General features: G+C 55.4%; 26 protein-coding genes and 1 other annotated feature. Of the genes, 15 read left to right on the forward strand and 11 right to left on the reverse strand.

The features are described 5' to 3' along the window. Positions 1–44: 44 nt before the first annotated feature. Positions 45–368, reverse strand: coding sequence for a hypothetical protein (locus NLX71_RS10830; protein ID WP_254363629.1), 324 nt, complete (start codon positions 366–368; stop codon positions 45–47). 102 nt (positions 369–470) lie between these two features. Here NLX71_RS10830 and NLX71_RS10835 point away from each other — a divergent pair, with 102 nt between their 5' ends. Beyond that, positions 471–1454, forward strand: coding sequence for a metal-dependent hydrolase (locus NLX71_RS10835; RefSeq protein WP_254363630.1), 984 nt, complete (start codon positions 471–473; stop codon positions 1452–1454). Between the two features lie 101 nt (positions 1455–1555). Here the strand turns inward: NLX71_RS10835 and NLX71_RS10840 are convergent, their stop codons facing one another. Beyond that, positions 1556–1783: an alpha/beta-type small acid-soluble spore protein gene (locus NLX71_RS10840; RefSeq protein WP_036693330.1), complete on the reverse strand. Its 228-nt coding sequence runs from the start codon at positions 1781–1783 to the stop codon at positions 1556–1558. 146 nt (positions 1784–1929) lie between these two features. On the opposite strand from NLX71_RS10840, the gene NLX71_RS10845 reads away from it, so the two are divergent. Beyond that, positions 1930–2106 carry a hypothetical protein gene (locus NLX71_RS10845; RefSeq protein ID WP_254363631.1) on the forward strand — a complete coding sequence of 59 codons (177 nt, stop codon included), beginning with the start codon at positions 1930–1932 and terminating at the stop codon, positions 2104–2106. A gap of 52 nt (positions 2107–2158) precedes the next feature. On the opposite strand, the gene trpS is transcribed toward NLX71_RS10845, so the two are convergent. Further along, the gene (gene trpS / locus NLX71_RS10850) at positions 2159–3148 is read right to left on the reverse strand and encodes a tryptophan--tRNA ligase (protein WP_254363632.1); all 990 of its coding nucleotides are present in this window, start codon (positions 3146–3148) and stop codon (positions 2159–2161) included. Positions 3149–3216: 68 nt separating this feature from the next. Next, positions 3217–3495: a binding site (T-box leader), on the reverse strand. Between the two features lie 509 nt (positions 3496–4004). Between trpS and NLX71_RS10855 the strand changes: the two genes are divergently transcribed. Both NLX71_RS10855 and NLX71_RS10860 read left to right on the forward strand, forming a co-directional pair. Beyond that, complete coding sequence (locus NLX71_RS10855) at positions 4005–4958, forward strand: aldose 1-epimerase (RefSeq protein ID WP_254363633.1); 954 nt, start codon at positions 4005–4007, stop codon at positions 4956–4958. 149 nt (positions 4959–5107) lie between these two features. Then, complete coding sequence (locus NLX71_RS10860) at positions 5108–5269, forward strand: hypothetical protein (protein WP_254363634.1); 162 nt, start codon at positions 5108–5110, stop codon at positions 5267–5269. Here the strand turns inward: NLX71_RS10860 and NLX71_RS10865 are convergent. Continuing rightward, positions 5266–5745: a hypothetical protein gene (locus NLX71_RS10865; protein WP_254363635.1), complete on the reverse strand. Its 480-nt coding sequence runs from the start codon at positions 5743–5745 to the stop codon at positions 5266–5268. The two genes, NLX71_RS10860 and NLX71_RS10865, sit on opposite strands and share 4 nt — an antisense overlap. Positions 5746–5844: 99 nt before the next feature. Here NLX71_RS10865 and NLX71_RS10870 point away from each other — a divergent pair, with 99 nt between their 5' ends. The 3 genes from NLX71_RS10870 to NLX71_RS10880 all read left to right on the forward strand — a co-directional run bounded on the left by NLX71_RS10870 (position 5845) and on the right by NLX71_RS10880 (position 6725). Next, a complete protein-coding gene (locus NLX71_RS10870; RefSeq protein ID WP_090673771.1) occupies positions 5845–6072 on the forward strand; it encodes an alpha/beta-type small acid-soluble spore protein in 228 nt (75 codons plus the stop codon). 180 nt (positions 6073–6252) lie between these two features. After that, the gene (locus NLX71_RS10875; RefSeq protein WP_254363636.1) at positions 6253–6450 is read left to right on the forward strand and encodes a helix-turn-helix transcriptional regulator; all 198 of its coding nucleotides are present in this window, start codon (positions 6253–6255) and stop codon (positions 6448–6450) included. Positions 6451–6524: 74 nt separating this feature from the next. Beyond that, positions 6525–6725: an aspartyl-phosphate phosphatase Spo0E family protein gene (locus tag NLX71_RS10880; protein ID WP_254363637.1), complete on the forward strand. Its 201-nt coding sequence runs from the start codon at positions 6525–6527 to the stop codon at positions 6723–6725. Positions 6726–6741: 16 nt separating this feature from the next. Here NLX71_RS10880 and NLX71_RS10885 read toward each other — a convergent pair whose 3' ends face one another. From NLX71_RS10885 to NLX71_RS10895, 3 genes are all read right to left on the reverse strand, one after another. Then, entirely contained in the window at positions 6742–7467 is a 726-nt protein-coding gene (locus NLX71_RS10885) for a restriction endonuclease (protein WP_254363638.1), read from the reverse strand. Positions 7468–7776: 309 nt separating this feature from the next. Continuing rightward, the gene (locus NLX71_RS10890; protein ID WP_254363639.1) at positions 7777–8160 is read right to left on the reverse strand and encodes an O-methyltransferase; all 384 of its coding nucleotides are present in this window, start codon (positions 8158–8160) and stop codon (positions 7777–7779) included. 312 nt (positions 8161–8472) lie between these two features. Beyond that, complete coding sequence (locus tag NLX71_RS10895; RefSeq protein WP_254363640.1) at positions 8473–10263, reverse strand: M3 family oligoendopeptidase; 1791 nt, start codon at positions 10261–10263, stop codon at positions 8473–8475. Positions 10264–10420: 157 nt separating this feature from the next. Here NLX71_RS10895 and NLX71_RS10900 point away from each other — a divergent pair, with 157 nt between their 5' ends. Together NLX71_RS10900 and NLX71_RS10905 are read left to right on the forward strand one after the other, a co-directional pair. Beyond that, positions 10421–10612: a YycC family protein gene (locus NLX71_RS10900; RefSeq protein ID WP_254363642.1), complete on the forward strand. Its 192-nt coding sequence runs from the start codon at positions 10421–10423 to the stop codon at positions 10610–10612. A gap of 4 nt (positions 10613–10616) precedes the next feature. Beyond that, the gene (locus NLX71_RS10905; protein WP_254363644.1) at positions 10617–10862 is read left to right on the forward strand and encodes a hypothetical protein; all 246 of its coding nucleotides are present in this window, start codon (positions 10617–10619) and stop codon (positions 10860–10862) included. A gap of 134 nt (positions 10863–10996) precedes the next feature. On the opposite strand, the gene NLX71_RS10910 is transcribed toward NLX71_RS10905, so the two are convergent. Both NLX71_RS10910 and NLX71_RS10915 read right to left on the reverse strand, forming a co-directional pair. Beyond that, a complete protein-coding gene (locus NLX71_RS10910; RefSeq protein WP_254363645.1) occupies positions 10997–11698 on the reverse strand; it encodes a DUF2225 domain-containing protein in 702 nt (233 codons plus the stop codon). 50 nt (positions 11699–11748) lie between these two features. Then, a complete protein-coding gene (locus NLX71_RS10915) occupies positions 11749–12144 on the reverse strand; it encodes a globin domain-containing protein (protein WP_254363647.1) in 396 nt (131 codons plus the stop codon). A gap of 340 nt (positions 12145–12484) precedes the next feature. Here NLX71_RS10915 and ylbJ point away from each other — a divergent pair, with 340 nt between their 5' ends. The 4 genes from ylbJ to NLX71_RS10935 all read left to right on the forward strand — a co-directional run bounded on the left by ylbJ (position 12485) and on the right by NLX71_RS10935 (position 18303). Next, positions 12485–13741, forward strand: a complete 1257-nt coding sequence (gene ylbJ, locus NLX71_RS10920) for a sporulation integral membrane protein YlbJ (protein ID WP_254363649.1) — start codon at positions 12485–12487, stop codon at positions 13739–13741. A gap of 91 nt (positions 13742–13832) precedes the next feature. Further along, a complete protein-coding gene (gene glgP, locus NLX71_RS10925; protein WP_254363650.1) occupies positions 13833–16394 on the forward strand; it encodes an alpha-glucan family phosphorylase in 2562 nt (853 codons plus the stop codon). 381 nt (positions 16395–16775) lie between these two features. Then, on the forward strand, positions 16776–17459 hold the full coding sequence (locus NLX71_RS10930; RefSeq protein ID WP_254363651.1) for a PilZ domain-containing protein: 684 nt from the start codon (positions 16776–16778) through the stop codon (positions 17457–17459). 31 nt (positions 17460–17490) lie between these two features. Further along, positions 17491–18303 (forward strand): NAD kinase, encoded by an 813-nt coding sequence (locus NLX71_RS10935; RefSeq protein WP_254363653.1) that lies wholly within the window; start codon positions 17491–17493, stop codon positions 18301–18303. 86 nt (positions 18304–18389) lie between these two features. Here NLX71_RS10935 and NLX71_RS10940 read toward each other — a convergent pair whose 3' ends face one another. Then, the gene (locus NLX71_RS10940) at positions 18390–19082 is read right to left on the reverse strand and encodes a YutD family protein (RefSeq protein WP_254363654.1); all 693 of its coding nucleotides are present in this window, start codon (positions 19080–19082) and stop codon (positions 18390–18392) included. A 17-nt stretch (positions 19083–19099) separates the two neighbouring features. Next, a complete protein-coding gene (gene lipA / locus NLX71_RS10945) occupies positions 19100–19975 on the reverse strand; it encodes a lipoyl synthase (protein WP_254363656.1) in 876 nt (291 codons plus the stop codon). Between the two features lie 158 nt (positions 19976–20133). Here lipA and larB point away from each other — a divergent pair, with 158 nt between their 5' ends. Together larB and larC are read left to right on the forward strand one after the other, a co-directional pair. Next, positions 20134–21084 carry a nickel pincer cofactor biosynthesis protein LarB gene (gene larB / locus NLX71_RS10950; RefSeq protein WP_254363657.1) on the forward strand — a complete coding sequence of 317 codons (951 nt, stop codon included), beginning with the start codon at positions 20134–20136 and terminating at the stop codon, positions 21082–21084. Further along, the gene (larC, locus tag NLX71_RS10955) at positions 21081–22241 is read left to right on the forward strand and encodes a nickel pincer cofactor biosynthesis protein LarC (RefSeq protein WP_254363662.1); all 1161 of its coding nucleotides are present in this window, start codon (positions 21081–21083) and stop codon (positions 22239–22241) included. Before larB ends, larC begins: the two co-directional genes overlap by 4 nt. The last annotated feature ends 30 nt before the right edge of the window (positions 22242–22271 follow it).

Raw genomic sequence — 22271 nt, forward strand, 5'->3', positions numbered from 1 at the left:
ATCGGGTGGAAGAAACCATGGATATGTTTACCTTATAAAATGGACTATTTGACTTTTTGGAACTGCCAAATATGAATTTTAGCACACCCGCCCGGCACCCACTGTTCGAGAGACGCCCAACGTTCGGGATCGGTCCCATCCCACGCCCCCGGCTCCGCGGCGTATTCGTCCTTCCGGGTACGGGTAGCCCGCATGAACCGGTATTGATCGTCGGTAAGCCCGCTCCACAGCTCCACGAACAGCCCCAGCTGATCCGTTCCCTCGTACATCTCCATCTGGGGAAAATCGTCGCGCAGCCGCTGAGACCATGCCAAGTATGGGAGGCGATATGACGCATCAATTCGGTATTCGACAAAAACGATACACATTTTTTTCACAGCCTTTGCTTTATTTTGGACAAGAAAATGATACACTAAGAGTAATGGGCTAGAGTAGACTATTGCAAAATTAGACATTCAGGAGGTTAGTCCATGGACACCGGAACACACCTGGTGATCGGGCTCGGCCTTGCAGGCCTGGCTTATGTCGATCCGGTTGTGGCAGCAGATCCGATGGTTTCAACAGCCGTACTGATCGGAACGGTGGCCGGCTCGCAGGCCCCCGATGCCGATACGCTGCTGCGGCTGAAAGGAAACGCCGCTTACATTAAAAATCACCGTGGCTTATCCCACTCGCTGCCTGCTTTGGTGCTTTGGACGGCGCTCATCTCCGGGATTCTCTGGCTTGTCTTTCCCGCCTTACCGATGTGGCATGTAACGATGTGGGTGTTTATCGCGGTTGCGTTTCACGTATTTACCGATTTGTTTAATACGTATGGAACCCAGGCGCTTCGCCCGATTTCGGAGCGATGGGTCTCGTGGAATATCATTCACATTTTCGACCCGGTCATTTTCTCGTCTCACGTGCTCGCCATTTTTATATGGTCGGTGCATCTGATGCGCCCGGAAATTCTGTTTCCTATATTATACGCCTTCCTCGCCCTCTATTATATATGGCGTTCATGGACCCACTACCGGCTGGAATCGGGGCTGCGCCCGCAGGATTCGACTTGCGAGCCCGGCGACCGGTACACGCTGATCCCGACAGTCCATCTGCACCAGTGGCAGATCGTGAAGCGGAAGCAGGACGGTTCGTTTCAGCTCGGGGAGCTCAAAAACCGCAAGATCCATTGGATCGACCGGGTTTCCTGCGCCGTCCACCCTGCCGTGGAGGCGTCCAAGACGCACCCGAACGTCGCCTGCTTCCTGTACTTTACTTCCTACGCCTGCGCCGAGCTGAAGGAGCACGCCTGGGGGTACGAGGTGCGCTGGGCCGACGTGCGCTACCGGCATCGCAAGCAGTATCCGTTCGTCGCGGTGCTGCTGCTGGACAAAAAGCTGAATCCGATCGATTCGTACGTAGGCTGGGTCAGCGAATCCCGGCTCGAAAAGAAGCTGCGGATGGGCGACGCTTAACAAGCGGGCTCATCCTCCTCTTTTTCTGCTGCCATAGAAAAAAGCTCAAGGATTTCTCCTTGAGCTTATATTCGTGAAGCTTTGTTTCCAAAGCTCTGCGGTTAGCGGGCTGCGCCGCCGGAGATGGCTTGCTCGGCGATTTGGACCAAGCGGCGGGTAATGTGACCACCGATTGCGCCTGTGTCGCGGGAAGCCATGTAACCGTAGTAGCCGTCTTGCGGAATTTGAATGCCCAGTTCTTGAGCAACCTCATACTTCAATTGCTCCAAAGCTTGGTTTGCTTGAGGTACAACCAATTGATTGCTGCTGCGGGATTGTCCTGCACCCATGTTCAGCACTCCTTTCAATGGGATGATGTCTTTGATGTATTTGCAAGCTTGCAAGCTTATTATGTGTCGTATGCCTGAACTTATACTCCCTTTTGAAAATCAATCGCAGTTTCAAATTTTATCGGAAAGGCAGGTACGGAGTCATTATGACGAAAGGATTAGGGTTGTTTTTTGCTTTCGGGGGCACGGCGCTCCTCGCGTGCATCAGCTTCTTTATGGCCACGGGCAAGCCTTGGCTGGCTGCGCTGTTCGGCTTGTTGTCGCTGCTGTTTATCGGCGCCGGTTTTATCGTGAAAGCCAAACTGAGAAAGCGAAACGAATAAGAGCTTGCCCGGAACGAAGAAACCGTTCGTCCGGACAAGCTCTGGGGAAGGGCTACAGTACAACGTAGCCCATTTTTTCTTTTACCCGCTTCAGCATTTGCTCCGCTCGCGCTGCCGCGCGCTCTTGGCCTTGACGCAAAATATCGTACAGCTCGCCCGAGCTGCGGATCTCCGCATACCGCTGCTGGATCGGCTCCAAGACAGCGACGACCGCTTCGGCCAAATCCTTCTTGAACGGGCCGTAGCCTTGCCCCTCGTACTGCGCTTCGATCTCCGCAATCGTCTTGTCCGCGCACTGGGCGTAGATGCTGATTAGGTTGCTGACCTCCGGCTTGTTTTGCGGGTCGAACTTCACTTCCCGCCCCGAGTCGGTTACGGCCCGGCTTATTTTTTTGCGGATCACGTCCGGGGCGTCCAGCATCGCAATGAAACTGCCGGCGTTCGGACTGCTCTTGCTCATCTTCTTTGACGCGTCGTCCAGCGACATGATCCGCGCGCCTACTTCTGGGAAGTAGCCTTTCGGAATCGCAAACGTATCGCCATAGCGCTGGTTGAAGCGGTGCGCCAGATCGCGCGTCAGCTCCAAGTGCTGCGTCTGGTCATCCCCTACCGGGACGAGAGCCGTATCGTATAGCAAAATGTCGGCGGCCATCAGCGACGGATAAGTGAACAAACCCGCTCCGACGGATTCCTTGCCGGCGGATTTGTCTTTGAACTGCGTCATGCGTTCCAGCTCGCCCATATAGGTGAGCGTCGTCAGCAACCAGCCGAGCTCGGCATGCGCAGGTACGGTCGATTGCAGGAACACGGTCGCCACGTTCGGATCGATGCCCGCCGCCAGGTACAGCGCAGCAACGGCTTCCGACTGTTCCTTCAGCTTTTCCGGCTCCTGCGGCACCGTAATGGCATGCAGGTCTACCGCCATAAAATAACAATCGTGTGTATGTTGAAGCTTCACGTAATTTTTCAATGCGCCGATATAGTTGCCAAGCGTCAGCTGACCGCTGGGCTGCATGCCGGACAATACTCTCAATTTGGACATTTTGCAGTCCGCCTCCTTTTTTTAGCCCATCTGTAAGTTTCCCGACAAAAACAAAAAGGCCTCCCGCCGCAAGGGACGAGAGACCGTGGTGCCACCCTAATTTACCCGCAATCGCCTGTTCAAGACAGATACCGCGGGCCTTCAGCCTCCTGTAACGGGGAGGAAACCGGATCGGCCTACCGGCGCGCAACGCTGAATCGAAGCTTCCCCGGGCCCGGGTGCGTCTGCGCACGTTCAACCTTCAGCTCAGGGACCCATTCGTTCAGCCGCCGCCCGCCGGTTCGCACCACCCACCGGCTCTCTGCAGAGCTTGCCTGCCGACTACTTATTCCCATCATCGCTCTTATTAGACGTCATTGTACCTAAACGCCCTCCCCCTTGTCAACCTCAGAATCAGAGCAGGAACGTCCACCGCCGCAGCCATGCGCTTTCCCGACCTTTATCAACATGCCCCTTGCAAACAATCGTCCAACGCTGGGTCCGAACATTCTCACCGTGCTGTGCGTCCTAATGCTGGTTCTCATTTATACGCAAAAAGCAGCCGCCGGACGTTTCCTTTTTAAACAGCGCCGGGGTGCAAAGTTTCAAGATGCTGTTCATTAGCATTATTCTCGAAGCGCTGCCGTTCGTCCTGCTCGGCGTGCTCGTATCCGCCCTTGAACGATGCCGACATCATGGTGCTGAAGATGGAGAAAATCGCCAAAGCCGAACCGGCCAAAGCGCCGTACGTATATCCGAACTTCGACTTCGGCGCCTGATCGAAACGATTTTCCCGGGTGACAGTCCCCGGCTCCTCTGGTACAATGGAAGCGATTTACGATCGGACTATTTTATCGGGCAAAGGAGAACTTTCGGAATGATGATTAAGCAAATCGACTGGCAGGGAACACCGGCCTATACGCTCGAAAACGACCACCTGATCGTCAGCATTTGTCCATCCGTTGGCAACAACGTCTACAGCATTTGGGACAAAACGCTGGAGCGCGAAATGCTGCGCGTCCCCGCCTCGCCGTCCGAGATGGCCGCCGAGCCGGTGCAATACGGCACGCCGATTCTGATGCCGCCGAACCGCATCCGCGATGGCCGCTTCACATTCGAGGGCCGCAGCTACCAATTCGAGATCAATAACATGCAGGGCAATCATATCCACGGCGTGATCAAGAGCCAGCCCTGGACGGTGCTAGCCACCGGTGAAAAGGATGGTGCCCTCTACATCACGTCCGTTTTTCGTCTGGCCGACGATGCACACGTGCAGCATCAATTCCCGCACGAGTTAGAGCTTGAAGTGACTTACGAGCTGCGGGGCAGCACGCTCCGTCATCTGCTGAAAGCGACCAACCGCGGCCAAACGTCCGCTCCGTTCGGCTACGGGCTGCATACGTGGTTTTTGCTCGACGGCGAGCCGGAGAACTTGACGCTGCAGCTGCCGGCGGTCGGCATCTGGGAGCTGGACGAAACGAACGTGCCTCTCGGCCATATCGCGCCGCTCAGCGACAAGTACGCGAAGCTGCCCGAAGGCGACGTGCTGAAAGGCCATGACATGGACACCGTATTCCAAATCGGGGATTACCCTTGTCTCGCCGTACTGTCCGGCCCGAAGGCCGATATCCGTTACAGTGGTTCCGATCTGTTCAAGCAGTGGGTCATTTATACGAAGGGCGAGGCTCAGGATTTTATCTGCCTGGAGCCGTACACTTGGGTCACCAACGCGCCGAATATCGATCAACCGGCCGAGGTGACGGGCTTCCGCGCCATCGAACCGGGAGGCACGCTGGAGCTAGAAGTAAAGCTTGAGGTCGCTTACAAATAACGTTTAACCATAAAAATCGGGAAGATACCAAAAGGCTGCGCCCCAGTCAGGCGTCAGCCTTTTTTTCTTGTTTCCAATCCGAAACACACACCTGCCCCGCTCTTCTTCGTACGATATACAAAACGAGTGAAGAAAGGCAGGCAGGGCAGATGAGCATCAGCAAATCCGATTGGTTCGACGGCATTACCAAATTATTGACCGAGGACAAACAAATGAAGACCATGTTTAAGGATATGGAAAAACTGGAGAAAGAAATGACAGCTTTACTGAAGCAGATGGAAGCGCTCAAGAAGCCGAAAAATAAGAACTAGCCCCGGGCAAGCTGCTGCTTCACCGTTTCGACGGTATTCTTGAAATACGGCCGGTAATCCAACTGTTCGACAAAACGCAAAAACGTCTCTCCGATCTCCCTTACCTGCTTGGCGTAAGCCGACCGATCAATATCATACGTGCCCAGTTGCCGGGGGGATCTCCCCTCCCGCTCCTCCACTTCCGTCAATTCTAACCGGCCGTCGGCCTTGTGCCGTACGATAAACGAGAACGCCCGGCATTCCGGGTCGCCGCAGCCGCAGCAGAAGAACGGCACACGCTGCCATTCGTCCGCCGGCGCCCAACGAAACGGCTCCACATCTTCATGAACGCTGAGCAGCAGCGCCGGAAGCCCTACGTCGATGCACAGCGGTTCATCGACTAGCGTTTCGCCGTCAATCTCCAGTTTAACGTCGGCATGTATGATTTGCAGGTCCGCATCGAAGGACCAGTTGCTGCACGTCAGCAAAAATCCCAAGACAATCCCTCCTCCGTTGGGTGGTCACATTTACCAATTTGCAATCCGTGTATATTCTTTCGCGTGGAACATACTACCTAGGGAACGGAGGTGATATCGATGGGCGCAGGACAATCCCGCAGCAGCAACCAATTGGTCGTACCTCAAGCTAACCAAGCTTTGGAGCAGTTGAAGTATGAAGTTGCTCAAGAATTAGGCATTCAGATTCCTCAAGACGGTTATTATGGCTTCATGGCTACCCGTGATACCGGGGCAATCGGGGGCCATATCACTCGCCGTTTGGTTCAAATCGCCGAGCAACAGCTGGCTGGCAAGTTCACAAGATAATGCACGACCTCAATACTTAACCGGGCGCTCCTTCGGGACCGCCTTTTTCCGTTGCCATTCATTATAACAAAACTATCATTTGCTTTCTATTTGCCACTTTAGCTATGACTTAAGTATAATTGAAAGCATAGTCCCTCAAAAGGAGGATTGCTTTTGGCTCTCCGGTTCGGGAGAAGCCGTTTGCCTGAATTGCTGGCTCAGACAAACAGGACACAGGCAGATCTAGCAAAGCATTTGGGAGTAACTGAATCTTACATTTCACAAGTCATCAAAGGGAAAAGTAGGCTATCCGTACTTAAAATGAAAACGGCGGCGGATTACCTCAATTGTTATATGGATGATCTTTTTGAATGGGAATGGGAGACAGGTAAACGGTAAAGAGCAACTTAAGTTTGCTCATTCTCCGGCCGCAAACTTAAGTTATAGCTTAAGTCGAGCCAAAAATGGTAGCGATGACCGAGATCAATAAGCTGCTTGCAAACATGCTAAAAGAAATAGAACAGCTTAGAATAGGGCTTAATGTCCTATCCCAAAATAAGGCATCCTTGGTAGATCCGGAAGTAATCGAGGCCAGTAAAAAATTGGACAATGCTTTGAACGAATACGCCCGCCTGTCCAGCAAATGGCAAGAACCCCCCGCCGGCCAAGATTAGTGGGGGGACAAGTTTCTTAATGTATGTTCAGTATATTTCTACATTTTGGAAAACAACTACACCCGAAGAACTCGCCTTTCGCACTTTTTCTGAGCACCATTGGACTTCCACATTTACTACACTGCTTTTCGATCTCCGGGTTAGCCTGTATAACTTTTTGGGGACCAGTCGCAGTTTCGGGATTCATTTTCAAAATCAGAGTGATTAGCTCTTCACGATTGATTAACCTAACATTATTTGATCTGGCTAATTCCTTAGCGGCATCCGTATACTCGTTATTTGAAACAACCCAAGCTGCAGAAGCATTATAATGAGCGATGGAGGCCTGCGCTTCTTGAACAGCCTTTATACCGACGGCTTTGCTATATCTTTTCGCTTGCACAACGATTTTCTTTCCCTCTTTAGAAATAATTAGATCGGCTCCAAAATCTCCAGTAGAACGTGTTACCTTTACCACATAACCATGCTTTTTAAAAAGCTCTCCAAGATAAATCTCAAATTGCCTGCCACCCATCTTATCAATATCAGCGATTCCGGATTTCCTTAGTCTTTCCATTCGCTTCATTCGTAGCGCTATCAACATGGCGATCACACAAACAAGAGCTACAATAGCTGCTCCAATTGATGTTTTTAGCGACCCAGAAAAATAATACACCCCCACAAAGGTTAACAAAGTGACCATTCCAAAGAGCGTCTTGATAAATTCTTCCTCTTGCTTTGCTTTACTTTTTCGTCTTGGCATGAATCCATTTTCCTTTCTTGGTAAGTATATCCTACCAAATTCGACAAATAGGTACAAAATCCTCCTACACAAGAACTACTTTCCTTTACTAACTCAGGATAGTTGATGGTTTCCGCAGGGTTAAACAATTTAGCTTCATGCTATGTAAAATCAAAAAAACCTCCCGATCCAGCGATCAAGGGAGGATGTGCGTTATATCGAACAATTAGAGCTTCAGAAGGATTAAATTTAGTTGAAAACACAAAAGAATGTAGAAAGGTATAATGGAATAAAAGGTAACCTTGGTATGAGTGCAGTAAGCTTGGTCAATCAATAATCGCGTTTGTTTTTATTGGACTCGCTAACCAAATTTGCCATGTTGTAATTTGACTCGAAGGTCACGCTGGTGCAAAGCAAGTCTTGGCGCATCGCGAATTCAAACTGAATCTCCCCGTGCGTCCAACGTTTCAGCTTCAACGATTCCAGAGCGGTCTGGCGGAACGAATGCTGCTGGCTTTCGGACAGGCCGCGCTCTGACATCTTGATCTCCGTACCCTTGCTCTCCAGAGGAAAATGCCGGATGCCGAATTTCCCAACCATGTTATTTCGAATCTGGACGAAAACCGTCCCCGAGGTAAGCTGAGCCAGCTCCTCTCTCAATTCGCGAAACACCAAATCCAACTGTCTGGCTAAAGGCAACTGTTCTAAAATCACAGAGTTCCTCCTTTCAAGTAGTGTAATTGGAATATTATGTATACCTGAGGCTCTAGACCCATTATAGGACAATATAACCACGTTGACAACAAATTTTTTCATAAAATAAACGATAATTCAACAAAATTTTACATCGTTAGACTCATACAGCCACTTGAGCGTTCTGGGTCTTTCGTTCAAAAGGAAGCTGCTGGTTGGATGCTACATCCTTCGTTTCCATCTATTCCGCCGCCATGTTTCTGGCTGTCACATCGCTCCGGCACCCCCCGCAAAACAAGCTTAAGCCCCGCCTACAATAGGCGGGGCCAAAAATTACTCCGTCAAGCGCAGGAACTCGTTAACGTCAGCAATCGTAACGTCCATCGCCTGCTGCCAGAAGTCCGGCTTACGCAGGTCAACGCCGAGATGCTTGCTCGCCAAGTCTTCGACCGTCATCCGTCCGGTATCGCGCAGCAGCGCGATGTACTGGTCTTCGAACGCCGCGCCCCGGCGGAGCGCTTCGGCGTACAGACCGGTGCTGAACATGTAACCGAAGGTATACGGGAAATTGTAGAACGGCACGTCCGTTAAGTAAAAATGCATTTTCGACGCCCAGAAGTGCGGATGATACTCGGCAAGCGCATTCCGGTATGCCTTCTTCTGAGCGGCTTCCATCAATTCGTTCAACCGCTCGATGCTCACGAGCCCGTGGCGGCGCGCTTCGTAAAAGTCCGTTTCGAACAAGAACCGGGCATGAATATTCATATAGAAAGCGACCGAGCGCTGAATTTTATCCTCCAGCAGCGTGATGCGTTCTTCGTCGGTGGCCGCCCCTTTCACCGCCGCGTCGGAGACGACCATTTCGGCGAACGTGGAAGCCGTCTCGGCAACGTTCATAGCGTACTCCTGAGCCAACGCCGGCAGATCGTTCATCACATGCTGATGATAGGCGTGTCCGAGCTCATGCGCAAGTGTCGATACATTCGATGCGGTGCCCGCATACGTCATAAAGATGCGCGTTTCTTCGGAGATGGGAAACGACGTGCAGAAGCCGCCGGGACGTTTGCCTGCGCGATCCTCCGCTTCGATCCAGCCATTCTCGAACGCCATTACAGCGAAATCGGCCATCTTCGGGCTGAAGCGGCGGAACTGTTCTACGATAAGCTGCGCGCCCTGATCGTAGCTGAAAGTCATATTGCCTTCTCCGACCGGCGAGTCAACATCATGCCATGTCAATTTCTCAACGCCCAGCAGCTTCGCTTTCCGCTCCAGATAACGGACGAACACGTCTTTGCTTTGCTCGATCACGCCCCACATCGCATCCAGCGTTTCCTTCGACATCCGGTTGATGGTTAGCGGCTCCCGATGAATCTCATCCCAGCCCCGGCGCTCATACAGCTTAAGCCGGAAGCCCCCCAGGTGATTGAGCGCGTCGGCGCAGTAATCGGCATGCTTTGCCCATTCCTGCTCCCACAGCTCGAATACCCGCTGCCGCACATTGCGGTCCGGGCTGTACATTTTGTTGGCGGCTTGTCCCGCCGAAAGCTCCGTAACGACCCCGTTTTCTTCGAACGGGATGCTGAATTTGCTCACGGTCGTGTTGTACAGCTCGCTCCAACCGTGATACCCGTCCACGGCAAGGTCGTGGATCAGCGCCTCCTGCTCCGGCGGCAGCTTCTCCGAAGCGAGCCGACGCCGCTCTTCAAGCGGGTAAGCGATTTCACTAAGCTCCGCGTGAGCAAGCAAGCCTTGCCAAGCCGGTTCGGGAATGCGCCGCAGGAAATCGTCGAACCGCGTCAAAGCGGAAGCGAAGGCGGCTTGAATCGACTTCACCTGCCCGGTTAGCTGGACCGCCCGCTTGTCGTTTTGATTTTCCGCCGTCAGGCAGCCGGTGAACGACTCCGCTTCGCGTATTTTCAATAAGGCCGTTTGCGCCAACACGATCACGGGGAGCAGCGTTGCCGATTGCTCTGCCGTTTCCGGTACGGCCAGCCCGTTTAACGTCTCGTCCAGCTCGGCGATGTTCGATTGCAGCTCTTTCAAAAATTGAATAAAAGCATCAGACCCGCTGCCTCCCGGAAAAAAGCGTTCCAAATTCCAAGTTTGCGGCAAAGCATTACGCATCCTAAACACCTTCCTTATTTATACATTATGTATCTCTTTTCATTAAACCACAATTTGGCGTAAAACCAAAATGCGACGGCCCCATTTTTTGGTTGTATTTCAGGTCTCGAATATGATTAAATGGAGACTATAAATCTATAGACTGGAGGGACTGCGAATGAGACCTTTGCAGATTTCACCCGAGACGGCGCAGAAACTCGCGAAGGAATTGAACGTTCCGCTCGAACACCTGATGCATATGCCTCAGCACATTCTTCTACAGAAGCTGGCCGAGCTTGCCGGAAAGGCGAAGGACAATTCCACAGCTCCGGCACCGGATCAAGATTCCGGCGGTTCCGGCCGGGAGTAGACCGATGATACCTTTTGAGAATACATGGCCCTATGAACGGATCGGACAAGACGTATACGTTCAAAGCTGCCCCTTTTGCCACGCTGCTAATGTTTTGCTGCCGCTCAAGCTGAAAGACCTCTCGGAACTTCGCGAAGGCGTCAAAAAGCTGCTCGTCTTCCCCTGCTGCCGAAATAGAGAGACGCTGGTCGATGCCGACCAAGATTATTTGCTTGCGGGCCGTCCGCTGCGCCGATACGGCAAAGAGTAAGTGTTCCCGTCTTTCCAGGGAACCATCTTCATGAATTGCTTTTGTTCTATCGCGAGAATCAAACACAGCAAAAAAACGCTTGAAGCGTTCTCGGATCGTGCCGGGAAGCTTGAAGCGTTTTTGCGTTAAGGGTATCAGGTCAATTCCTGGGCCTCGGGTTCGAGAACGACCGAATCCACAAGCATATCCTCACGGGTCACGGCCCACTGCTCGCGGCATGCCCGAATCATGCCGGCATCCATGATGCGCTTGTCGTTAATGACGCGCGAGAACCATTTGACCGCTGGATTATACTGCTTCAGCCGGCGGTTGAGCTCCCCCATCAGGTACATCAGACGGGCATTGTTCATCTCCCCCGCTTCCGTCTCGAACGCCCGCGTGTATTCGTCCAGCGCATGCTGCAAAAACCGGGCTTCCTGCGCCTTGTCGTTCCGATAGCGGTAAAGCCAGGCAATATGATGCAGCAGACCTGCGGTGATGCGCCCTTTATCGTTGACCGTCTGGGCCGTAATGAGAGCAAGCTTGTAGGCGTAGAGCGCTTCCTCCCACGTCCGTTCGCCCCCGTAGTCCTTATATGTCCAATGATCGGCGATTTTATCGCGGAACGCCGTTTTTTGCGCAGGCGTTAGCCGGTCCTTGGAATTTTCCGTCCCCGCAAACCCGCAGTGGGGGCAGATGCGTACGACATAAAAGTCGGGGTTGATATCCTTATAATGAACGCAGAAATCGGTGTCGGTGCCGGACGCCTTCTTGAAGCTCGGGCGAACGCGGGACGTTTGAAATACGACGTCGCAGTGATAACATCTGACACTGACTTGAAATAAAGGTTCGACCACGGGACACACTTCCTTCGATCAGCTTCATTTTCTAGTCTCGATAAGCTTCGTTAGCTGCTGCTCTGGCTGTTGATAAAATGATACGCCGGACCCTTCAGCCGCTCCAGTATGGCAAGCCGAAGCTCCCGGTCCATTCCCGTTTCTTCCAGCGCCTCCGCCATACAGCCGAGCCAGGCGTCCGCGCGCTCCGGCGTGATCGGGAACGGCAAATGCCGCGCACGCATCATCGGATGCCCGTACTGCCCGGAATACAGCGGCGGTCCGCCGAAAAACTGCGTCAGGAACAAATACTGCTTTTCCATGACCGGCGTAATATCTTCCGGGAACAGGGGCCCCAACAGCGGATGCGCCTGCACCTTCGGGTAAAAAGCCTCCACTATGCTGCGGATGGCCTTCTCCCCGCCGATCGCTTCGTAAAACGTCAACTCCCGTTCTCCTCGGGTCATACGGTTCATCTCCTAACGAAAAAAGATGCTAAGCTGTCTTGCACCTTAGCATCGTTATTTTGTCAAACGCTTTATACATCTTCTTCGCCCGATGTCATCAACGTCTCCCTAATGACATACACAAAAGCGCATACGAGAATTCCAGCAATGATACCCATCATCTGAAATCACTCCCATTCTCATATTGGTACTATTGTACCATACATAGCTTGAAAATCCAGCCTTTTTCTGACGGCCCGGCGATTTTTTCGTCCCCTTGTCCGCGCGTCCGCGAGGCATGTCTCCCCGTAGCGGCTCATATATCAGAATGACAGGCCTTTCTCGAAAGGAAGTGGTCCCTTTGCTTGGCAAACGAATATCCGTCCATGTCGCCGCATCGCTCGCCGTCCTGCTGGCCTGCTTGATGCTCGCTTTCCCCTCCGAGGCGTTCCAAGCCTCGCTGAAAGGATTGTCCATCTGGTGGGACGTGCTGTTTCCGGCGCTGTTCCCGTTTTTCGTCATCACCGAAATCATGCTCGGGCTGGGCATCGTGCATTTTTTCGGTATGCTGCTCGATCCGATGATGCGGCCGGTATTCCGCGTTCCCGGCATCGGGGGATTCGTCATGGCCATGGGCTTCGCCTCCGGCTATCCGATCGGCGCGCGCCTGACATCGCAGTTGTGGACGCAGCGGCTCGTCAACCGGGAAGAGGGCGAACGGCTGGTCGCTTTTACGACATCGTCCGACCCGATCTTTCTGATCGGCGCCGTAGCCGTCGGTTTTTTCCACGATGCCGCGCTTGCGGGCGTGCTCGCCGCGGCGCATTACGGCTCGGCTCTGCTCATCGGCCTCCTGATGCGGTTTCACGGCAGGCCGGGGAAGCACGCCGACGAATATCGCCAGCCGGCGTTCACGTCTCTTCCGGAAGCCTCCCCTGACCAGCCGCTGTGGCGCCGCGCTTTCGAAGCTATGCACCACGCCCGGATGAACGACGGCCGGACGCTGGGCACGATGCTGCAGCAGGCGCTCGGCTCGGGGCTGCAGATGATTTTCGTGATCGGCGGGCTCGTCGTCTTCTTCTCCGTCGTCATGGAGGTGATGGCTTCCGCGAAGGTGATGAACTTGTTCTACGCGGCCATCGAATCGGTGCTGGGCGTCTTCGGACTGCCGCTCCCGCTCGCCGAAGCGGTAGCCAGCGGCTTCTTCGAGGTAACGCTTGGGGCCAAAGCCGCAGGTGCGGCAGCCGGCGTACCGCTGGTGTATCAGGTGGCGATCGCCGCCTGGGTGCTGTCCTGGGCGGGACTTTCGGTGCATGCGCAGATCGTCAGCCTGCTGCACCATACGAACCTTCGCTATGCGCCGTTCGTCGCAGCCCGGTTCATCCACGGTCTGCTGGCGGCCGGGCTTGTCATCGTTTTGTGGCGGCCGCTCGCCCCTTATCATGCCGAGTTTGCCGCCTTTTTTCCCGAGCCGGACATGACCCGCCCGCTAAAGACGCTGGCGCAGCATACGCTTCCGGCGGCCGGGCTTACGTTTGCTGCGGTGCTGGGCGCATCGCTGCTCCTATCGTTCTGCTTTCTTATAGGCAAAAGATGTATGAAGCGGATTCGATCATAAGATACTACTAGGAGCCAACAGAAGCATATCCGGCTCCGGGCTTCTGCAGTTGAGGGATCAAATTCAGGGTCGAGGTGAAATGATGTATACGATGTTCCATCGAAGAGATTTGGCGCTTCCGCCCGCCATCGGGCGATTGAGCGAGCTTGCTTTCAACCTGTGGTTTAGCTGGAACGACGGGGCCAAGGCGCTGTTCGCGGCGATCGAGCCGAAGCTGTGGGACCAGTTCCGGCACAATCCCGTGCGCTTGTTGACGGAAACGGATGCAGCCGTGCTGAAGGAACGGTCGGAGGACGAAGCCTTCCTGCAGCGGTACCGTGACGTCATGGCCGAGTGGGATGCGTACCGCGAGGCGGAAACGTGGTTTCAGAAGGAGTACCCGCAGCACACCCGTCAGGCGATCGCTTATTTCTCGGCGGAATTCGGCTTTCATGAATCGCTCCCGATTTACTCGGGAGGGCTTGGCGTTCTGGCTGGGGACCACTGCAAATCGGCCAGCGACTTGGGCGTACCGCTGGTCGGCATCGGATTGCTTTACAAGAAAGGCTATTTCGATCAAAAGCTGGATACGGAGGGCGGGCAGCTGGCCGAAAATATCGCCTACGACTTCAACAAGCTGCCGATCGTTCCCGCCTATGTTCCGGTGCTGGAAGGCCAAGCGACGGCCACAGGTCAAGGGGATAGCGCGCCTCCGCTGCAGGAATTGACCGTTGACGTGTCGCTGGCCGACCGGACCGTCCGCTTGAAGGTATGGCAGGTGCAGGTCGGCCGCGTGCCGGTCTATTTGCTCGATGCCGACTTAGAGGAAAACAGCCCCTGGGACCGAGAGCTGACGGCTCAATTGTACGGCGGGAACCAGGATATCCGGATTGCGCAGGAGGTGCTGCTCGGCGTCGGCGGCGTCAAAGCGCTGCGGGCGCTGGGGATTCCAACCGGCACGTTCCATATCAACGAAGGGCATGCGGCGTTTCTATCGTTCGAGCGAATCCGCGAGCAGTTGGATAAAGGCCTTCCGTTTCACGTCGCGCTGGAGGTCATCCGCGCCAGCACCGTATTTACGACGCATACGCCGGTACCGGCCGGGCACGATGCGTTCCCGCTCCCGATGTTCGAATATTATTTCAGCCGCCTGTTCGCCGATTATCCGTCCGCCCGGCGGGAATGGACCCGGCTTGGACTCGACGAACCGAAGCAGTTGTTCAACATGACCCACCTGGCCTTGAACGCCTCCGCGCTGCGCAACGGAGTCAGCAAGCTGCACGGCCACGTGTCGCGCGAGATGTTCCGGGCTTTCCACGGCGGCATCGACATCCCGGAGGTGCCGATCGGGCATGTGACCAACGGCGTCCACCTGAGCACATGGCTCGCTCCCGATCTCAAGGAGCTGTTCGACCGCTTTTTGCCAGGAAAGTGGCTGAGCCATCAAGCCAATAAAGACGTATGGAAAACCGTCGATCTGGTGCCAAGCGAATCGCTCTGGTCCGTTCATATGGAGCTGAAGCAGCGGATGATCCGGCTCGCCCGCGCCAACCTGCGCGAGCAGCGGCGCCGCAACAGCCTGCCGGCGGACCGGATCGAGGAGGTCCGGGACTACTTGTCCCCCGACGCGCTGACCATCGGCTTCGCCCGGCGGTTCGCGACGTACAAGCGGGCCAATCTGATCTTCAACGATTTGGAGCGGCTGGACCGCTTGGTGAACGATCCGAACCGGCCTGTGCAGTTCGTCTTCGCGGGCAAGGCGCACCCGGCCGATCGCCCCGGACAAGAGCTGATCCGCGAGATCTACAGGGTGTCCGATATAGACCGGTTCCGCGGCAAAATCGTAATGCTTGAAAATTACGACATGAACATGGCGCGCCATCTGGTGCAGGGGGTGGACGTATGGCTCAACAACCCGAGGCGGCCGTACGAGGCGAGCGGCACCAGCGGCCAAAAAGCCGCGATGAACGGCGTCATCAACTTCAGCGTGCTGGACGGCTGGTGGGAGGAAGGCTACGACGGCGCCAACGGCTGGAGCATCGAAGCAAGCGACGGGGCGGATGCCGGTACGCAGGAGCGCGAGAACACCGAAGCGATCTACCGGCTGCTCGAAACGGAGATCGTGCCGCTCTATTACAATCAACGCCCGCTGCCGGCCCAATGGATCGCCCGGATGAAGCGCTCGATCCGCACGCTCGCGTCGGTGTACAATTCGGATCGGATGGTCATAGAGTACGTGAACGAATTTTACGTCCCGGCCTTGAAGCGAACGCAGCATTTTGTGGCCAACCGCTATGACGAAGCGACCAAGGTCGCCGATTACAAGAAATTTATCCAGAAAAACTGGCATCATGTCCGCGTCGCCGAGCTGAACGATCCTCCGGCTCATCCGAACGCAACCTCCCCTAAGGAGGTTACAGCCACGGTGAAATTCGGACCGGTTTGGTATAAAGATACGGCGGTCGAGATTGTCTATTACGAGGAAAAAGCGAGCCGTTGGGACCCGGTGATCGTGACGATGGAGCCCGTACGCGAGCTCGGAGACAATACCGTGCTGTACCGGGCGGCTCTTCCCCCCCATCTCCAGCACGGCCCCAACTACAGCGTGCGAGTGTATCCGGTGAGCGCGAACTTCGCCCGCCGCTTCGAATTGCCGCTGGTTACAACCTTTTAACGGAACGCCGGGTCGAGCCTCGATCCGGCCTTTGTTCCGGGCGAGGAGCAACGGCGCACCACGCCCGGAGATCGAGCCGATACGCCTTACATTTTTCCCACCGCTAATCACTTGCCCCCAATCATCCCGCTCCAGCGAGCGGGATTTTCTTTTGTTTCCACAGCAAAAAGCAAGCAAGGGACGGAAAACAGCATCCGGAGCAATAAACAGTCCGGGCGCCGTAGCGTCGTGAGGGAGCAGGCTCACACGCGCAAAGCCGGTAATGCGCTGGAGCAAACTTGAGCCCCGCGCTTCCGGCATTGTGTTATTTTACATTATTGATTATTATGGATGTAAACGGTAATGAAAGTTTCAGAAAATCATACCGTGTGGTGATAACTGATGAATTGGACCTTGGCCTTGGCAAACGAAACGGTTGTTTTCCCCAGAAGCTGCAGTCTCATCGTGGTAGGCGAAACCAAAGAGGGCTCGCCCTTTTGCTACGAGGACAACTTTACGCTTCTCAAGGCTTCCGCGGAGGAACTGACGGTCACGTTCGATACCGCGTCGATCCATCCGCTGGAGAAGCTGCATCATGTATGTTTTATTGAATTTTCTTTCCGCGAGCAGGGCATTCTGTATTATGCTTTGGTTGATCTGCTGCATTTGGAAACGAAACGCAGTGTATGCACGTTAACCTTAACCGCGCCGCTGGAGCTGAAGCTGTCGCAAAAAAGGCGCTATCCGCGTATTGCTCTGCCTACCCGCACGCCGGTTACCTCCCGGATCGTCGGGGTACGGGAGCAACTATCGCATCAGAACGTGGCGTTCACGGGACAAATCCTGGATTTGTCCAGCGGAGGGATGGCGTTTATGACGTCGACCCGCGTGTTTTGCCCGCTTGAATTGGAATTATCTTTTGTTCTTCCCGGCATTGCCCAGAAAATTACGGTCTATGGGGAAATCGTGCGCGTAGCCCATTTCAGCAGCGATGCTTACCGGGTAGCCGTGCAGTTCCACCGTGTTCCGGACAGCACTGCCGCGCTTATGGAGGAGTATTGCTCCGCTTCGGGAGCCGACAGCTGACGAAAGCGGATAGTTATAGGAGGAAAACCGGTTGAAATACAATGTAATACACCGCGGCGATGACATCTCCATCCAATTGATGCACAGGTTTCACGAATTGATCCGTCAGTACGGGCTCATTCACGAAGAAACGTCCCCCGATATTGTACTGTCCATTGGCGGCGACGGGACGCTGCTGCATGCGTTTCATCAATATAAGGACCAGCTCGATCACATTGCATTTACCGGGATTCACACAGGAAGACTCGGCTTTTTTGCCGATTGGAAGCCGGATGAAGTCGAGCTGCTTGCTCAATTAATGGGCGAGAGCGCCAATCAAAACGACCTGCGCGCCGTCAAATATCCTTTGGTCGAGATCCAGATCACGACTCCCCAAGGGATCGAAACGGAGCTTGCGCTGAACGAATTTACGCTGAAAGGCGTCGACGCTACGCTGGTTGCCCAGCTGCATATTAACGACGAGCTGCTCGAGACGTTCCGCGGCGACGGCATCTGCATCTCCACGCCGTCCGGAAGCACCGCCTACAACAAAAGCTTGGGCGGCGCCATCGTGCATCCGTCGCTCGACGCCATTCAGATAGCGGAGATCGCTTCGATTAACAATCGCGTATACCGTACGCTCGGTTCGCCGATCTTACTGCCGAAGCATCATCACTGCGACATTTACCCGCGTGCGAACCAAAATATTTTGCTGTCGCTCGATCACTTGTATATGCAGCGCAACGACATCATCTCGATCCGCAGCATGGTCGCCGCCGGCAAAAAGGTCAAGTTCGCCCGCTTCCGCCCGTTTCCGTTCTGGAGCCGCGTACGCGAAGCGTTCATCGGTTATGACATGGTCTGATCACACGGCCAATGGCGCAAAAAGACCCGATGCCCGTCCTTCCCGCACTTTTGCAGGGAGACGGAGCATCGGGTCTTTATTTGTCGTTACGCTTCCACGCGAGACGATTCCGGCTTGGGCTTCGGCGGATTCTGGGAGGGCTGTCCGCTTTTCGGCTTGGACGCGTGCCCCTGCTGCCTGTTCTGGCCTTGACCTTGATGTCGGCCCCCTGATCTTCCCTCGCCCTGCCGCGCAGAACCGTGCTGCGATTTGGACTGGTTTTGGCCGCCGGACTGCTGGCCCTGCCCGTGGCGGGGACCGTACGTCTTGCCGGACGGGTTGTACCGTTGATGCTGCGGCGACGGCGTGCGGGGGGCCGCAACAGCGGCCGTGTCCTCATGCCGGTGCACGGAGGCTTCGGCCGTTACAGCGGGCTGCGCGCCTTGTTCCGTCTCTGCGCCTGCCTCGGCCGCCGGTTTATCCTCGTAGAAATCCCCCGGCGCTCCGGTCGGTTCCACTCCGCTCTTGTTCGGCACCTTCTCAATGATGAAATAGGCGCAGCCAAAATTGCAGTACTCGTTCAAATAATCCTGAAGCGTGGAGATCATGCTGTCCTTCGTCGCTTTCGGATGGTTGTCCTTAAAAAATCCGCGCAGGCGGAGCTGGCTGTAGCCCCAATCGCCCACAATATAATCGTACCGCTCCAGCACCTCGCTGTACCGGTCGCGGAACGCCTCGAAACGCCAGCCGTTCTTATGATCAACAACCACTTCGTACGTTTTGCCCGAAATATGAATCACCGTATCACCTCCGAATTCTACGACTGCTTCGCCGATTGGACCTGTTCATGCGCATGATACGAGCTGCGAACGAGCGGACCGGACTCCACGTGACTGAACCCGCGTTTCAAGCCCTCCTGCTTCAGCTCTGCGAATTGCTCCGGCGTGTAGTACTTGGATACCGGCAAATGCTTGAGCGAAGGCTGCAAGTATTGACCGATCGTCATGATGGAGCAATCGACGGCGCGCAAGTCGTCCATCGTCTGTAAAATTTCGTCCCACGTCTCTCCGACACCGAGCATGATGCTCGATTTTGTCGGAATCGATGGGGCAATCCGCTTGGAGCGCGCAAGCAGCTCCAGCGAACGGCGGTATCTGGCCTTGGCCCGCACCTTGTCGGACAGCCGCTCCACCGTTTCCACGTTGTGGTTCAAAATATCCGGCTTCGCTTCCAGCACGGTATGAAGCGCCTCCTCGTCCCCTTGAAAATCGGGAATGAGCACTTCGACTCCAGCCAGCGGCAGACGCCCCCGGATCGCCCGGATCGTCGCGGCGAACACCGAAGCCCCGCCGTCCTTCAGGTCGTCCCGCGCGACGGAAGTGACGACGACATGGCGCAAGCCCATCTGCTCCGACGCCTCCGCGACGCGCTCCGGCTCCTGCAAATCCAACTCTGTCGGCATCCCGGTATTGACGGCGCAGAATCGGCACGCCCGCGTACAGATGTCGCCCAAAATCATAAAGGTGGCGGTCCGTGCCGCCCAGCACTCATGGATGTTCGGGCATTTCGCTTCCTCGCATACCGTGTGCAGCGTTTTGCCGCGCATCATGTTTTTCAGCTCTTTGTAGTTGTCTCCCGTCGTCAGCTTGATTTTCAGCCAATCGGGCTTGCGTTCTATTTGATGAGTCGCCATGAATGCACTCCTGTTCCGCAACAAGCTTTTTCTTGCGCTTGGATTTGAAGCTATTATATCACGAATAGGCGAACAATCCACTTTCGAAAATTTCACTGGGATTGGAAATATGGTACACTGAGGAAAGGGTTTGGGAGCGGGAGGTTCGAACATTTACGATGATGAACATCGACAACATACTTAAGCTGGTGCAATCCGGCGATTTGGACATCGCCGAAGCCAAACGGCTGCTGGAGGAAGGGCTGTCCGGGGCGCATACCGCCCCGGCCGGTCGGCCGGAAACGGCCGTACAAGCCGGAAGAACGCCAGAGCAGTCGGCAATCGATAAAACCGTACTTGACTCCAAAGAAGATGCCGGACAGCAATCAGCCGGGGAAAGGCCGATGCGCCGCAAGGCTGCCTTCCTATCGCTTTCGGAAGACGCAGTCGACGACAGTCTCGGCTACGCGCAGCTTGATCTGAGCCGTCCGGCACGGACGGGCTTCCCCGAGGTCATCTACGGGGAAAGCAAATCGGCGGAGCAAATCGCCGCGATCTTCGAGCGGCTGGCCGCTCATACGGACCGTGTGCTGGCGACGCGCGTCGACGCGGATAAAGCCGCCTATGTCGCAGAGCGTATCCCGGGGGTGAAGCATCACCCCGAGGCGCGGGCGCTGACTTGGCTGCGAAGCGGCGAAGCCGCGCCGGACGGCGGCAGCTACGTCGTCGTCGTCTGCGCGGGCACGTCGGACGTGCCCGTGGCGGAGGAAGCCGCCGTGACGGCCGAGTGCCTGGGCTCCCGCGTGGAGCGCGTCTACGACGTCGGCGTGGCCGGTATTCACCGGCTGTTCCGCCGGCTGCCCGTCATCCGCGGAGCGAGCGCGGTTGTGGTCGTCGCCGGGATGGAAGGAGCGCTCGCCAGCGTCTTGGGCGGCCTGGTGGCTGTGCCGGTCATTGCGGTGCCGACGAGCGTCGGCTACGGCGCCAGCTTTCAAGGCATTGCCGCGCTGTTATCCATGCTCAACGCCTGTGCGCCCGGCATTTCCGTCGTGAACATCGACAACGGCTTCGGCGCCGGATATAACGCCGCACTAATCCACCAAAACGGGACAAAGAGGGATGAAAAGTGAAAATCTTGTATTTGGACTGCTTCTCCGGAATCAGCGGCGATATGACGCTGGGCGCGCTTGTCGACGCCGGCGCGGACCGTCACTATATCGAAGAAGAGCTTCGCAAAATTCAGATCGAGCCGTTCACGCTGGAATGGAGACGCGTGAACAAGCGCGGCATATCCGCGCTGAAGCTAGACGTCATTCTTGATCCGCATACGCCTCCGGCGCACCATCGCCATTACTCGGAAATCGTGGAGATGATTCATCGTGTCGGCTTCAACGAGCGCGTCATTAAGCTGAGCCTCGCGATTTTCGAGAAAATCGGGGTAGCGGAGGCGAAAATACACAACATCCCGATCGATCGCGTTCATTTTCACGAAGTAGGCGCGATCGATTCGATCGTCGATGTGATCGGGGTAGCCTTGGCCATCGATTCGCTGGAGATCGAGAAAATCTTGTCCTCCGCCGTACCGCTCGGCTCCGGCACGGTGCATTGCGATCATGGCATTTATCCGGTGCCGGCCCCGGCTACGCTGGAAATGATGAGAGGGCTGCCCATCGCGCCGACCTCGTATTCGCTGGAGATGACGACGCCGACAGGCGCGGGCATCGTCTCCGGACTCGTCGACGAATTCGCCAAGGGCCTCCCGCCGATGATCGTGGAGTCGATCGGCTACGGGGCGGGAACACGCGATTTGCCGAACCAGCCTAACGTGCTGCGCGTCGTTGTCGGACGGGCTGACCCCTATATGAACAAGTGGCAGGTGCACCACGAGGAGTTCTCCCACGAGCACGTTCACGGACACCAGCAGCCGGAGCACCATCATCACGGACACTCGCACAAGCACCCGCACGAACACAACCATGAGCGCCATCATCAGGAGCACTCGCACGAGCACGGCCACGGGCACCATCATCAGGAGCATTCGCACGAACACAACCATGGGCAACATCATCATGAGCATTCGCACGAACACAACCATGGGCAACATCATCATGGGCATTCGCACGAGCACGGCCATGAGCGCCACCATCAGGAGCATTCGCACGAACACGAGCATGAGCACGGACGCGAAAAACATAGCCACGGCGATCATTCGCACGATGAGGAGCATCCTCACGTGCACCACAAACATGACAACGACGGTCCGCACCATACTTCCATTCGGCAATAGATATAACGAGCGGCTTTTCCTCCGGGAAAA

Source organism: Paenibacillus sp. MZ04-78.2 (genome assembly GCF_024213375.1).
GTDB lineage: Bacteria > Bacillota > Bacilli > Paenibacillales > NBRC-103111 > Paenibacillus_G.

Bases quoted from the DNA above. Each gene is read 5' to 3' on its own strand.
- NLX71_RS10830 (WP_254363629.1), bottom strand. From the start codon at position 368: ATGTGTATCGTTTTTGTCGAATACCGAATTGATGCGTCATATCGCCTC.
- NLX71_RS10835 (WP_254363630.1), top strand. From the start codon at position 471: ATGGACACCGGAACACACCTGGTGATCGGGCTCGGCCTTGCAGGCCTG.
- NLX71_RS10840 (WP_036693330.1), bottom strand. From the start codon at position 1,783: ATGGGTGCAGGACAATCCCGCAGCAGCAATCAATTGGTTGTACCTCAA.
- NLX71_RS10845 (WP_254363631.1), top strand. From the start codon at position 1,930: ATGACGAAAGGATTAGGGTTGTTTTTTGCTTTCGGGGGCACGGCGCTC.
- trpS (WP_254363632.1), bottom strand. From the start codon at position 3,148: ATGTCCAAATTGAGAGTATTGTCCGGCATGCAGCCCAGCGGTCAGCTG.
- NLX71_RS10855 (WP_254363633.1), top strand. From the start codon at position 4,005: ATGATGATTAAGCAAATCGACTGGCAGGGAACACCGGCCTATACGCTC.
- NLX71_RS10860 (WP_254363634.1), top strand. From the start codon at position 5,108: ATGAGCATCAGCAAATCCGATTGGTTCGACGGCATTACCAAATTATTG.
- NLX71_RS10870 (WP_090673771.1), top strand. From the start codon at position 5,845: ATGGGCGCAGGACAATCCCGCAGCAGCAACCAATTGGTCGTACCTCAA.
- NLX71_RS10880 (WP_254363637.1), top strand. From the start codon at position 6,525: ATGACCGAGATCAATAAGCTGCTTGCAAACATGCTAAAAGAAATAGAA.
- NLX71_RS10885 (WP_254363638.1), bottom strand. From the start codon at position 7,467: ATGCCAAGACGAAAAAGTAAAGCAAAGCAAGAGGAAGAATTTATCAAG.
- NLX71_RS10895 (WP_254363640.1), bottom strand. From the start codon at position 10,263: ATGCGTAATGCTTTGCCGCAAACTTGGAATTTGGAACGCTTTTTTCCG.
- NLX71_RS10900 (WP_254363642.1), top strand. From the start codon at position 10,421: ATGAGACCTTTGCAGATTTCACCCGAGACGGCGCAGAAACTCGCGAAG.
- NLX71_RS10905 (WP_254363644.1), top strand. From the start codon at position 10,617: ATGATACCTTTTGAGAATACATGGCCCTATGAACGGATCGGACAAGAC.
- NLX71_RS10915 (WP_254363647.1), bottom strand. From the start codon at position 12,144: ATGACCCGAGGAGAACGGGAGTTGACGTTTTACGAAGCGATCGGCGGG.
- glgP (WP_254363650.1), top strand. From the start codon at position 13,833: ATGTTCCATCGAAGAGATTTGGCGCTTCCGCCCGCCATCGGGCGATTG.
- NLX71_RS10930 (WP_254363651.1), top strand. From the start codon at position 16,776: ATGAATTGGACCTTGGCCTTGGCAAACGAAACGGTTGTTTTCCCCAGA.
- lipA (WP_254363656.1), bottom strand. From the start codon at position 19,975: ATGGCGACTCATCAAATAGAACGCAAGCCCGATTGGCTGAAAATCAAG.
- larB (WP_254363657.1), top strand. From the start codon at position 20,134: ATGATGAACATCGACAACATACTTAAGCTGGTGCAATCCGGCGATTTG.